Source organism: Methanolapillus africanus, assembly GCF_032714475.1.
Classification (GTDB): Archaea; Halobacteriota; Methanosarcinia; order Methanosarcinales; family Methanosarcinaceae; genus Methanolapillus; species Methanolapillus africanus.
In genome coordinates this window covers 1-14,499 of record NZ_JAWDKD010000011.1, presented here as the reverse complement: position 1 = coordinate 14,499, position 14,499 = coordinate 1, and the positions used below count along the sequence as shown (strand labels likewise).

The 14,499-nt window shown below is 44.7% G+C and carries 4 protein-coding genes; all 4 read left to right on the top strand.

The window, feature by feature from the left end:
• Positions 1-186 precede the first annotated feature (186 nt).
• The gene (locus MsAg5_RS02860; protein WP_338099111.1) at positions 187-4,164 is read left to right on the top strand and encodes a hypothetical protein; all 3,978 of its coding nucleotides are present in this window, start codon (positions 187-189) and stop codon (positions 4,162-4,164) included.
• Between the two features lie 577 nt (positions 4,165-4,741).
• On the top strand, positions 4,742-7,162 hold the full coding sequence (locus MsAg5_RS02855; protein WP_338099110.1) for a hypothetical protein: 2,421 nt from the start codon (positions 4,742-4,744) through the stop codon (positions 7,160-7,162).
• Positions 7,163-7,758: 596 nt separating this feature from the next.
• Positions 7,759-12,357, top strand: a complete 4,599-nt coding sequence (locus tag MsAg5_RS02850) for a hypothetical protein (RefSeq protein WP_338099109.1) — start codon at positions 7,759-7,761, stop codon at positions 12,355-12,357.
• Positions 12,358-13,209: 852 nt separating this feature from the next.
• A partial coding sequence (locus tag MsAg5_RS02845) for a hypothetical protein (RefSeq protein ID WP_338099108.1) occupies positions 13,210-14,499 on the top strand: 1,290 nt, incomplete at its 3' end.

Here is a 14,499-nt window from a genome sequence, read left to right as displayed (position 1 = left end):
TAAAACATAGATATAATTCGTCAAAAAAGTTGAAGTTTTGTTAAAAAAAGAATTGGACCTGAAATAAATAAACGGCGGAACGCCCGCCAAAAAACAAATTTGTGTAAACGGTCCCGTGAATAAAAAAATCGCATTGAAAAGGTGTGAGTCAGAGAAAACATGATCGAATGAGGGGAGAGTTTACAAATGGCAAAACAGAATTTACGATTTACTTTTTTACTTTTAATTTCATTGATCGCTTTTTTAGCTTTGGTACCGAATGCGGCGATGGCGGCGTCCATTTATACCAATTTGAGTTCGGATTACCATGTGATTGAGGGAGACGATATTTCCCTGGAAGTTCGAGGCGGTCCGGATGTGTTTTGGATAACCGGAACAGGTTTTGCCTGGAAATACGGAAATCCGAGCATAACAACAACATTGGATAAATTGTATCCGGATGAGTCAACAACGGTGAATGATCTTGGCGCAACAATAACAGTCGGACCGGGCAGTTGGGCACCCACGGCGGCCACAACAACGATGACCATCAATACCACCAACAGTGATTCCAAAAACCTGAACGGTATGAAATTCCAAGTCACCGTCGGAACATCCAACTTACCTTCAAACGTGGCAACACTCCACGTTTACAAAAGAGCGGAAATTTTAACCCAGCCGGAAAACACCATCGCCTTTGCCGGAATGCCGGCTTCTTTTACCGTCGTTCCGAAAACAACGGAAGGGATGGCTTACCAATGGTACAAATCGGATACAGCATCCGGACCTTATACGCTGATTCCGGATGCAACGTCCGCCACATATACATTAACAACCGCAACGGCGGATAACGGGTATTATTATAAAGTGAAAATCACCGGCCAAGGACCTGCTTTCCTCAACAATTGGGTTGAATCAACACCGGTTCAATTAACGGTTCTTCCGACGCCGGCCGTCGCGCCGGCCAGTCTCGGCGCCAATTCAGATGATGTGACTTTTAGCACAGACGTCACCGCTGACGGCTATGAATGGAAAAAAGTTAGCGGAAACATTCTTGGAACGACAAAAAATGTTACGATTCAGGCTGCCGACTTGACAACGGATTATACCGGATATTACACATTAACCGTCACCATCAATGGCAAGGAAATTACTTCTCCCCAAATTCACTTGAACGTTTTTTCAATTGATTTCATCGATGAAGAAAACACAACCACGCAATACGTCGTCTTTGACGGTGGTTCGGTTGACATGGAAGTCATCTTAAATGAAATTCCACCCGAAATCGACAACTATGAAATCGAATGGTTCTTTGGCGGCGAATCCCGCGGCGCAAACAACCCGCTGCAATTGACAGGGATTACGAAAGAGATGGCCGGAAGCTATGAATTTAAAGTGACTGGGACAGACGGCGACGCTGAACATTCCGATACGATTTCCATCGAATTAATCGTTCTTGACCAACCGACCGTTACCCCGGCAAATGTTTTTGAAGGAAATTTCGCCATATTCGACGTAGGAGAACTCGACGGGCTGACCTATACTTGGAACAATTCAACCGGAACCGTCAGCAATACAGCGCAATATACCATCACAAGCGTGAACGAAACCGACCACGAAGATGACTATTCCGTCACCGTGACCGTCGGAACGGGAGATAAAACCGTTACGGCAACTTCAGATCTCCTCACACTAACCGTTCACCAAGTTCCAACTGCAACTTTGGTACTCGGCAACGCTCACGCTTTCGTCGGACAAGAAGTGACGGTGACCGTGACGCCCGGAAACGTGCCGGCCGGCGCGGCGACTTCATTTGATTTATATCAAATCGCTGACCCGGATGACATCTTCGTTGGAACGGATTTGAACAAAATAACACCGACCACGGCCGGAACGCGTTCGTACTATGCGAACATGACAACCATCTTGGAAAATGATGAGGATCAGACGACTACCGAATCCAACCCGGTGGTTTTAAAAGTGTTGGAAAAACCGATTGCAACAGTAACGCCGGCTGCCGCGCAAGATTTTGTCGGCGAAACGGTTGAACTGACGGTTGATGTCGAACAGGACAGCCGATTGCAGGACGGCGCCGTCACCGTCACGTACCAATGGTACCAAGTGAACGAATCGGATGAAGAGAACCCGATTCCGATCGCCGGCGAAGAGTCTTCAACGTGCAGCATTGAAATTCCCGATGTAGGAGAGTCGTACTATTTTGTTGCCGTTAAAAATGAGTATGAGGATGCTGAAATAACGGTGATGTCAAATGTTGTGACGCTGACCGGCTATGGTGTTCCGGAAATTGAAATCACACCGACGCAAGCTTATGAATTTGACGGAGAAACGGTGACGTTTGAAGTTGAATCGAATTACACCGAAACAACATTTGAATGGTATAACGGAGATCCGGAAAACGGCGGAACAAAAGTCGAAGACGGTAATGAATATGAAGCAACGGCAATTTCCGGAAATTTGGAACTTTACGTTGTTGCCACCACGGTCAAAACAGTCGATGGCGGAACAATCACAAATATAAAGACAGTCGGACCCGCAACATTGACAGGATACACGGTCCCGGAAATTGAAATAACGCCAACGGAAGCATACAAATTTGACGGAGAAACGGTGACGTTTGAAGTTGAATCGGATTATACCGAAACAGCATTTGAATGGTATAACGGAGACCCGGAAAACGGCGGAACAAAAGTTGAAGACGGTAATGAATATGAAGCAACCGCAATTTCCGGAGATTTGGAACTTTATGTTGTTGCCACCACGGTTAAAACAGTCGATGGCGGAACAATCACAAATACAAAAACAGTCGGACCGGCAACATTGACCGGATACGCGATTCCGGAAATTGAAATTACACCGATGCAAGCCTATGAATTTGACGGAGAAACGGTGACGTTCGAAGTTGAATCGGATTATACCGAAACAACATTTGAATGGTATAACGGAGACCCGGAAAACGGCGGAACAAAAGTTGAAGATGGTTCTGAATATGAAGCGACCGCAATTTCCGGAAATTTGGAACTTTATGTTGTTGCCACTACGGTTAAAACAGTCGATGGCGGAACAATCACAAATATAAAAACGGTCGGACCCGCAACGTTGACCGGTCATGGTGTTCCGGAAATTGAAATCACACCGACGCAAGCTTATGAATTTGACGGAGAAACGGTGACGTTTGAAGTTGAATCGAATTACACCGAAACAACATTTGAATGGTATAACGGAGACCCGGAAAACGGCGGAACAAAAGTCGAAGACGGTAATGAATATGAAGCAACCGCAATTTCCGGAAATTTGGAACTTTATGTTGTTGCCACCACGGTTAAAACAGTCGATGGCGGAACAATCACAAATATAAAGACAGTCGGACCGGCAACATTGACCGGATACACTGTCCCGGAAATTGAAATCACACCGACGCAAGCCTACGAATTTGTCGGAAAAACGGCAATCTTTGAAGTTGGATCGGATGACGCCGAAACGACATTTGAATGGTATAACGGAAACCCGGAAACCGGCGGAATAAAAGTCGGAGAGGGTGATGAATATGAAGCGACAGCCATTGCAAGCGAGATGAAGCTTTACGTCGTTGCGACGACAACCAAAGCAACGGGACCTGTCAACGTTCAAACCGTCGGACCGGCAACGCTGAACGGTCTCGAACTCACCGTTTCCCCGTCAGCCGCCGTCACCGCCGGAAACACCGTGACGTTCTCCATCAGCGGTTTGCCGGCGGAGATCGATACGTGGGAATTTGCGTGGTTTGAAAACGGAAACATGTATGAGCCTGCCAATGAAGGCCCGACCTTGGAAATTCAAAACATCCAAACGACCCGAAACGGCAGCGAATTCCATGCGGAAGTGGCAATCGGCGGCGACACGCTTGAGTCCAACAAAATCATCTTGACCGTCAATCCGGTTGGCCCTTCCGGCGGATTCGGCGGAGCCGAAGTGATTGACAAGGCCGAAGACAATTCAACGAACTCAGGCAGCGGCGAAAAAATAACAACGCCGCCGGAGGGAGGCGGACCGGGTTTTGAAAGCAAAACTGAAAAACCGGCGGAAAAAACAACCGTTCCGTGGCTTTGGCTTTTGATCCTTTTGCTGCTGATGATTGTTGCGGCGGCCGGATACGTTGTGTGGAAAAAGAAAAGTCGATCCGATTAAGACCTAAATAAATAAAAAAGAATTCAAAAATAAAAAACGAATAAAAATACAAAACAAACAAGAGATACAAAATAATAAAATTGAAAAACAAATCAGACAAATAAACAGGTGCTGTTGCCGGTGAAAGAAAATCTTTCACCGGCTTTTTTTTTGGTTTTGAGACCGGAATTGAGAAGATATTCTCGACAAAAAATAACTGTTAAAATATAATCATGAGAATTTAAATAGAATATGTTTTGTTTTAGGCATTGAGCAAAACTGTCTAAATTTCATCGAATTTTTTATATAAATTTGAAAAAATGAAATAAAAAATATGGAATTGAACACCCCCTCATCGAAATTTCATCGATTTTTTAATATAAATTTTAAAAAATGAAATATAAAAAATCAGATAAACGAACCGATGTCGAATTTACAGTTTTGCTGAAAAATAGAATTGGACCGGAAATGAAAAACCGGAAGCGCCGATCGCTTCCGAAAAACGAATTTGTGTCAAGGTCCCGCAGATCATAAAATCGCATTGAAAAGGTGTGAGTTAACAAAAAATATGATTCAATAAGAATTGGAGAATTTACAAATGTCAAAACAGAAATTAAAATATGCTTTTTTGCTTTTAATCGCCTTGCTGGCCATCGCGATGGTCCCAAATACGGCAATGGCTGCACATATTTACACCGACCTGTACGCGGACTACCACGTCGTTGAAGGAGAATCCGTCTCGATGGTATTCGAAGGCGGACCGGACACCTACATATCTATATGGAATGATTACTGGGTCGCCGGCAGCGGCTTTGAATGGAAATACAAAAACGATACGGCTGACTCACGTTCATATACCTTGTACCCGAACGACAAATATGAATGGAAAACCATCGGCGCAAATATCACCGTCAGCGATACACGTTACAGGTATCTTCTGCCATGGGCCACCACAACGCTGACGATCGATGAAGCAGATTCCAAATTAGACGGCATGAAGTTTAACGTCAGTGTCGGAAAAGAATGGAAGTATACATCCCAAATCGCAACGCTGCACGTTTACAAAAAGGCGGAAATTGAAACTCAGCCGGAAGACGCCGTTGCGTTTGCCAACACATCCGCTTCATTCACCGTTGCTGCGAAAAACGAGGGTGCGACATATCAATGGTACAAATCCACCGGAACCAGCCCCAGCGGCGATTATCAGCCGATCAGCGGCGCGACCGGTTCAACCTACACATTAGATAAAGCCGCGGCAGACGGTCACTATTATAAAGTTAAAGTCACCGGAAAAGGTCCGAGTTCGTTGAACAACTACGTCGAATCGACACCGGCCAAATTAACCGTTTTACCGACGCCGACCGTCACGCCGAACAGTCTCGGCGAAAACTCGGAAAACGTGGTTTTTGACACGGAAGTCACCGCAGAGAATTACGTTTGGAAGAAAGTCGGCGTATCCGATGCTCTTTCAAACGGACCTAAAAGTTACACAATTGTGAGCGGCGAATTGACTGTCGACGATACAGGATATTACACATTGACCATCACAACCACCGACGGCAAAAAATTAACATCCGAACCGATTTTCTTGAACGTTTTTTCAAAAGAATTAATTGACAAAGACGCCACGATTGACCAATATGTTGCCTTTGCCGGAAAGGGTGCCACTTTGACTGTTGAACTTGATCTGCCGGTTGAAATTACATCCCATAATATCGAATGGACCTTTAAAGGCCAAAAATCAATACCTGGTGACTCATTTGTATTGACAAGTCTCGACAAAGCAAAAAGCGGAAACTATGAAGTCAAAGTGACCGGATACGATAATGAATTCAATGAATATACAGACACAATGTCGATTTCTTTGACCGTTCTCGCGCAGCCGGTCGTTATGCCGGCCGCCACCTTTGCCGGAAACAGCGTGAACTTTTATGTCGAAGAAATGGACGGATTGACTTACGAATGGATGAAAAACGAATCTGAATCCCAATGCAATACAGTCCAATATGAAATCGAACAAGTCGGAACATCCCAAGCCGGAGAATACCATGTCAACGTCACCGTTGGAACGGGTCCAAAAACCGTCACAGCCCGATCGAATGACCTATGGTTAACCGTCTACGCCAAACCGGGCGTTTCTTTGGAACTGGACAACGAAACCGTCTTTGCCGGTAAAGGCGCCGTCTTCACGGCAACGGTCTCAGGATCGGAATTGCCGGGCGACGCTGCAACAACGGTTCGGTGGTACGGACCGGACGGCAAGGAAATGACCAATGGCGGACAATATGCAATTGCAACGACCTCCACCGGTTCGACATTGACTCTCTCTAAAATCGGGACGAGCAACGGCGGAAATTACTATGCCGTCGCCGAAACAACGTTGATCACGGGCGATTCTTGTACCGTCAAGTCAAATGAAATGGGATTGACTGTTTTTGAACTGATCATGTCTTCGCCCACCGTCAAGGTTGGAGAAAGCGTGACGTTCTCAATCGAAAATTTGCCGGGTGACCTGGCCGGCTGGGAATTCGACTGGTATAAAAACGGCGTCGAAATCGAAGAGAACAGAGATCAATCGACATTGATCGTTTCAGACGTCAAAAAGGATCAGGACGGTGATGAATATTACGTCAAAGTGACTGTTGGCGGCAAGACCCTTGAGTCCAACACAGTCGTTTTGGATGTCACCGAAAAGAGCAGCGGCGGTTCAAGCAGCGGCAGCGGCGGTTCAAGCAGCGGCAGCGGCGGCGGCGGAACCGGCCAAGCCAAAATCATTGACAACACTTCCCCGGCAAGAACGCCGGCAACTGTTTCACCCGTTGAACAAAACGTAACAACGCCGACAGAACAATCCGGCGCCGGTTTTGAAAACGGCAGCGCCAACACAAGCAACACAAGCAACGCCGGCAACACAACCGGTTCCTCGGACAAGAAATCTGTTCCGTGGGTCTGGATTGCCGTGCCCCTGTTGTTGATTGCGGTTGTTGCCATCGGGTATTTCTTTTTGAAAAAGAAATAAAACCTGAACAAAAATAAGGTCATTAAACAAAAAACGAAAATAAACCAAAAAACCAATAAAAACAAAAACCAATAAAAACAAAAACCAATAAAAACAAAAACCAATAAAAACAAAAACCAATAAAAACAAAAACCAATAAAAACAAAAACAAAAACGTTGCCGGTGATAGGTTCCCATCACCGGCTTTTTTTATTTTTAAAAATGAACCGGGCCTGCGGAAAAAATGGGAACGAACGAAAGGTCCGAAAAGCGGCACAGATTTGTGTTTATAAAAATTCAAAGAATATTATTTAAAAATTTTAAAAAAATGCGTATTATATTTAGATACATATTAATATTAGATATATACTATATGAATATTTAAGTAACTTTTTTAAAATATATAAATAAAATTTTGGAAGGTCTTGACTCCAACCGATAACGTTCAAAATAACATAAAATTTCCAAAAAAGAATAGTGGATATGCACATCGAACATTAAAATAGTGTTAAAAATATAAATTTAATTTTTTAAAAATAAAAAAATGATGGGATTAACCAGGGTTAGAAATGATTCAAAACATACCGTTTCGGAAAATATTAACTTTAATTTTGACAATGGCGATTTTATTGGCAATGCTGCCGGGAACGGCGCTCGCCGACAAACCACTGGACATCACGGACTTTAAAGTGTCGCCGGGCGTTGTCGGCGGAGATATTACATTCGTCTTTTATGTGACGCAGCAAGTATACAACAACGGAAACCTTGGATTTATTTTACAGTTTAAAAATCCGGCCACACAGCAATTTGAGGATTTGGACGGGAGTCGATACGACCGGAAAAACGAATCAGTTGACATCAACGGCAGAGGCTACCAAATGATTACGCTGACGTTGAAAGATGTTCAAAAAAGCGATATTGGCGAATACCGCGTCATTTATATGAAGGGTGAAAAAGTCAACGGAGAATCCTTGGCCGGATATGTCGACCAAATTTACAACGCCGTCAATATTACAGCAAGTGTGGCGGATACTGTCGTTTTTGAAGACATCGACGTCACTTTCTCCATTGAAACCGAAGAAATCGACGATATGAAATACCAGTGGTACCGGTCTGACTCAACAGATCCGGACGGCACATATTCGCCAATCATCGACGCGACGGAAAAATCATACACGTTTGAAGCCGGACCGGGCGAAGACCAACATTATTATAGAGTCGTCGTCAAAGCCGGACCCGAAGCCCTTAACAACACCAAAAACTCAACGGCGAAGCTGACGGTTTTGAATACCCCGGCTTTGAAAGAAACCCCTGTCAACGTGACGGCCGGCTTGGACAGCAGCGCGACATTCTATGTAGACGGCCGGTTAAAAGATTACGATTCGAGATATGTTTTACAGAAATGGAACGGCACCGGTTATGAAACGGTAACGGAAACGTCCCGAACGCCCGGAACCGGCAGTGAGAACGACACCATTGTGATTCCGGTGACGGTCAGTTCAGCCGGATTTTACCGGGCGGCCGGAACAACAGATGGCAAAGAAATTGCATCAGCCGACGTTTATTTGGGAATTCGGGAAAAGGAAATGATCGTCGTGCCGATTCCGAAAGACGACGTGGTTTTCGTCGGGGAAAGCACCCGGTTCGCCTTTAACATCAATCAATCCGTTCACGGAAACATAACTTACAAATGGATATTTAACGGCAGAACGCTGTCCGAAAGATCCAGTACCTTAAGCCTGAATAATGTTCAATTGACGGACAACGGCATGTACACCATAGAAATATCATTAGAAGGCGAAGTTGTTGAAACCGCAAACATTAATTTGTATGTTTTGCCGCAGCCGACCGTTGACTATGACAAAATTGTCAAGGGCGGAAACGTTGTCTTTACCCTCAGAAACGCTCAAAACGCCCCGATTTCGTCATCCAACTACCAAATCAAATGGAGCGACGGAACAACATCGCAAACTACCGATAATCCGTGGGAAACAAAAATCCTTCAAAGCGGCAGTTACCGGGCGACCGTGGTCAGAATTGTAAACGGCATGCCGGACCAGAGCATTAACGCCACGTCCGCGCCCATTTCAATCACCGCTTACGAACCGTTTACCGCATCTATTGATGACGCCATCGGTTTTGTCAATCAAACAGACCCGGTGATACTCACCGCCGCCGCCACGATTCCAACCGGCGCCGGCTATACCGAAAGCGATTTGACGTACAAATGGACGCTGAACGGAAGACTAATTGCCGGAGAAACCACGAAAACTTTGACGATCTGTAATGCCGGACACCCGTTAACCGCTGAGGACGCCGGTGTTTATGACGTGTTGATCAGTACACCTGCAGAGTATGGATATGGAAATAATGTTACCGTTCAGTCCTACTTATACATCTTCGACCCGGAAATTACACCATCGACAACCGTATTTAAAGGAACGGCGATGATGCTTGGCGCGACTTTACACTCCGGACAAGCACCACCCGACTATACCATCAAAAATATCTTATTCGGGTGGAGAAACAGTGCAGGAGCCACGATTGTCAGCAGCACAGTGACAGATGACAGTGCCAAGAACTTTACAGCAACCCAGAATGACTACTATACGTTCTACATGTCCAATAAACTGATCCCGGGTGAAATCACAGAAACGATTGATGTGACCGTCCTTGAGTTGAATGTATCACCATCGACAACCGTAATGCCGGGCACAGATGTGACTTTCACCATCGACAATTTGCCGGCGGACACGACCGGATGGATATTTGAATGGTATGAAAACGGCGAGGATTATGTCCCGCAAACCGACGAAAGCAGCCTGACCATCCAAAACATTCAGCCGGACCGGAACGGAAGTAAATTCTACGTCAATATAACAATCGGCGACGACGTCATTCAATCCGATACCATAACGTTGACCGTTTATGATACGCCGTCCGTCTCCGTCGACATTAATCCGAAGGGCGTGCTGCTTGGCAACGTATCGACGTTAACGGCAACGCCGTCGGGTATACCGGCGGATGTGACGCCGACATACAAATGGTACAGCGGAACACCGGAATCAGGAACAGAGATTCAAGGTCAAACGGGATCAACGTATACAACGGGAGTAAACAGTATCGGAGAATACGACTATTATGTGAAAATGACTGTTGAGTATGCAAACGGGCAGATTATGGATGTATATTCAAATACAGTCACACAAACCGTCTACGAAGACCCGGCCGTTTCAATTGAGATTGACAAAACGGAAATATTCGTCGGCGATACGGCGACCATCACGGCAACGCCGCACATTTCAGAAGATGTCCCTGTAACATACCAATGGTACCGCGGAACACCGGACTCCGGAGAAGAATTGACGGGCCAAACGGGACAAACATACACATCACCCATTGCAACCGCGAACGGAACAGACACCTATTATGTAAAATTGTTCGTCACATATGCGGACGAAACACCGAGAAGCACAACATCAAAGCCGGTGACCTTAACCGTTTATGATGAACCTTCTGTGACGGTCGACGTTACACCCAACAAAGCATTTGTCAACGATACGATAACTGTAAAAGCAACTCCAAAGAACATAACGGATGCTGCGGCGGTTAAATATCAATGGTATGCGGACGGCGCCAAAAGAGGAACGTTTGATTCCGTCGATACGCTCACAACGATTGCGAAAACGCTGGGGTCGCACACGATCTATGCCGATATGACGGTCACATATCCGGGCGGACTGACGAAAACCATCAAAGCCGATAACGTGGTCTTAACCGTTTACAACAGGCCAACGGTTTCAATTTCAATTGCCCCGGCGGGTGCAGAAATGTTTACCGGTTCAACCGCAACGCTCACGGCAACGCCGAACGCAGACGGACAGGATGTCTCATATCAATGGTACAATGCAACATTGGGAACGGGCGTCGCCATTGACGGCCAGAAAGGACAAACGTTCCAACCGATTCCGGAAACACCGGGCGTATACAAATATTACGTGAATATGACCGTGACGTATGCCGGCACAACGACTGTTCAATCCAACACCATTACCATGGTTGTTGACGAAAAACCGACTGTTTCGGCTGCCATTGCGCCGGCCGGCGCGAAAGTGTTTACCGGCGATACGGCGACCATCACGGCAACGGCAACGGCTCAAGAAGGGAAAAACGTAACGTATCAATGGTACAACGAATCCGGAACAAGAACAGCCATTGGCGGCGCAACGGGAAAAACATATACGCCAAGTACGGCAACGAGAGGAACATACAACTACAGCGTTAATGCCTCTGTGACGTATGCCGGCGGAACGACCGTTCAATCCAACAACGTCACCTTAACTGTTTACGACCAGCCGACCATCGCGCTTGATCAAACAACTGTCTACGCTTTCGTCAACGACAGCGCCACATTTACGGCAGACATCACGCAAGATGCTTTGTCCGGCGTCGCGCCAACCGTTCAATGGTATAGGTCGGATGGAAATGAAATCAGCAATGGCGGAAGATATACAATAACAACGACCAACGAAAACACGACGCTGGCCATTGCCGGAGTTGAGACTGCCGACGCCGGAAATTACTATGCGGCCGTCACCACGGAATTGGCATCGGGAGAAACGTCAGACACAATTTACTCGAATGACATCCGATTGACCGTTCTTGAATTGATTGCGTCGCCGTCGTCCACGGTAACGGTTGGAAACACCGTCACGTTCTCCATCAAAAATCTGCCGGCCGATATCGCAGGTTGGACGTTTGAATGGTTTGAAAACGGCGCCGATTACGTACCGTTAAACACCCTTTCAACCCTGGAAATCCAAAATGTTCAAACCGACCGGAACGGACATGAGTTCTTCGTCAACGTCACCAACGGCAGCAGCGAAATAGAATCAAACGCCGCCACGTTGACCGTCCGTACAAACGGCGGCGGCTCGGGCGGCGGAACCGGCAACGCGACCATCATTGACGGCAACGGTTCAAATTCCGGAAACAATTCCAACAACAGCTCCAATAACAGCTCCAATAACAGCTCGGGACAAAACAATTCGAGCGGCGGGCAATCTGAAACACCGTGGCCGTCCGGCGATGATCCGGACAACACGGGATCTCAAAATGAAAAAACGTCTTGGTGGCTTTGGATTGCCATTTTGATACTGATTGCCATCGGATTGTTCATTGTTTGGAGAAGAAGGCAGGAAGAAGATCAAAAGTAAAATAAAAACAAAAAATAAAACAAAAAATAAAATAAAATAAAAACAGAATAAAAACAAAACAAAATAAATAAAAATCATACGATTTCAACAAAACCCCTTGCCGGTGAAAGAATTTTCTTTCACCGGCTTTTTTTTTGGTTTTTAAAAGACCGGGCAAATAAATATTAGATATATGGCATGAGCAACTAAAATTGAGAAAATATTAATATAAAATCGCAATCAGTGGAGATAAAATTAAGAGGATATAAATAAGATAATTATTGTTAGGGGGATGAAACAAAACTATCAAAAAATAAATATTAAAATAAAAAAATAAAATTTGAATAACAGATTTTAGTGAATAAAACGACCGGTTGTGTGCGGTCATTTGAATGTGTTGGTTTTGAAAGTTTTGGAAATTCATATAGCAGAATAACAAAAGCAAAAAGGAACGAAAGAACGGAAAAAAGCCGGCGTCAACGCCGGCTGAAAAGGTGATTTTTTCAATGAATTTTGATGTTTGAGATAAAATATGAGAATACAAATAAAATTGTCATAATTGCCAGATAAACATCATAATTAATATAATATTGTGTGTGCTCTTTTTTTTAGAGATTTATCAAATATTCTTTAACAAAGAGTTCAAAAAAACGATATTGTTAACTATTAATCATTATGTTTAAATAAAATGTAGTTGCATTATAGAATATTAATTTTGTTTACAAATCGTCCATTATTGGACATTTGTTATAAAATAGGAGTATTAAATTTCAGCCGAATCGACGACGGCTGATTGGATTTATTATATTATTTTATTGCATAGAATAGGTGGGATGTCAAACATTTCAATGTATTATGTAAGGGGTTGTACTGATGGATAAAAAATCAATTTTAATCGTATTATTATTATTTTTAACGGCTTGCTTTGTGATGGTTTCAAATGCGGCCGGGGCTGAGAATGCCGGCGTGGTGGGCGGAGAAATCACATTGACCTATCAGATTTCGGATGAAGATCATAACAATGGAAATCTGAAGTTTATTTTTCAAAAGGATACAGGAGAAATCGTAGACATAATTTCTATTGATTCAAAAGGAAATATTGTTGTTTCTAATGAATTTAAAGACCGCGTCACAATAGAACATGATAAAACGAACAAAACGATTTCAGTCACAATAAAAAACATTACCAAAGAAGACATTGGAAATTATCAAATCGTCCTTGAGGATCACAAAGGCGATACTACAGGTTCCTCCTATCCCGGCGGAATTGACTATATTTACAACCAAGTTGAAATAGATGTGTCGCCGTCTGACGTCGTTGTTTTTGAAGGCCCGGCAACACTTTTTGTCGAACCTGTTGAATCTGAAGACATGGAATATCAATGGTACAAATCCGACGCAGCAAGTTTGGATGGAACTGACGTCACTTATTCTCCGATTGACGGTGAAAATGCAACACGTGCGGCATATATTTTTGACGCCAATCATTCCAACGACGATGGATACTGGTATAAAGTCGTTGTCAGCGCCGGTCCGGCAGAACTCAACAATCGGGCCGAATCGGAACCGGCTAAATTAACTGTTTTGAAGACGCCGACGCTTAAGGAAAATCCGATCTACGTTATTGAAACAATCGAAAACGAGGCTGTTTTTTATGTGGATGAACGTTTGAACGATTTTGCCGCGTCATATGTTTTGCAGAAAAAAACAGGTGACGTATACCAAGACGTTACCGAAAAATCGCCCCGTACAATCGAAAACGGATTCGATGTTTTGACGATTGCCGCGGACATCCAGTCGGCCGGATTCTACCGCATCGTCGGAACGATGGAAAACACTGAAAAAATCATCTCGCAAGATATCGAATTGAAGGTTTTCAGAGATTTGAGTGATGAGATTTCGGTCACTGTGGCGCCGGATATGCAAACAGTTTACATCGGGCAAACAGCAACGTTGACGGCGGCACCGGCAGGCGTTCCACAAGATGCGGTTGTTTCTTACCAGTGGTACGATGAAAACGATCAGGAAATCAGCAGTGCAACGGAAGAAACATACACACCGGACACATCCGCAATCGGAACAGAAACTTACTATGTCATCATGACTGTGACATTGGACGGAACCATAGGAACGGCAACATCTGACCCGGCAACAGTGACAGTT

Excerpts from the sequence above, each read along its gene's own strand:
- MsAg5_RS02860 (WP_338099111.1), top strand. The coding sequence starts at position 187 with ATGGCAAAACAGAATTTACGATTTACTTTTTTACTTTTAATTTCATTG.
- MsAg5_RS02855 (WP_338099110.1), top strand. The coding sequence starts at position 4,742 with ATGTCAAAACAGAAATTAAAATATGCTTTTTTGCTTTTAATCGCCTTG.
- MsAg5_RS02850 (WP_338099109.1), top strand. The coding sequence starts at position 7,759 with ATGGCGATTTTATTGGCAATGCTGCCGGGAACGGCGCTCGCCGACAAA.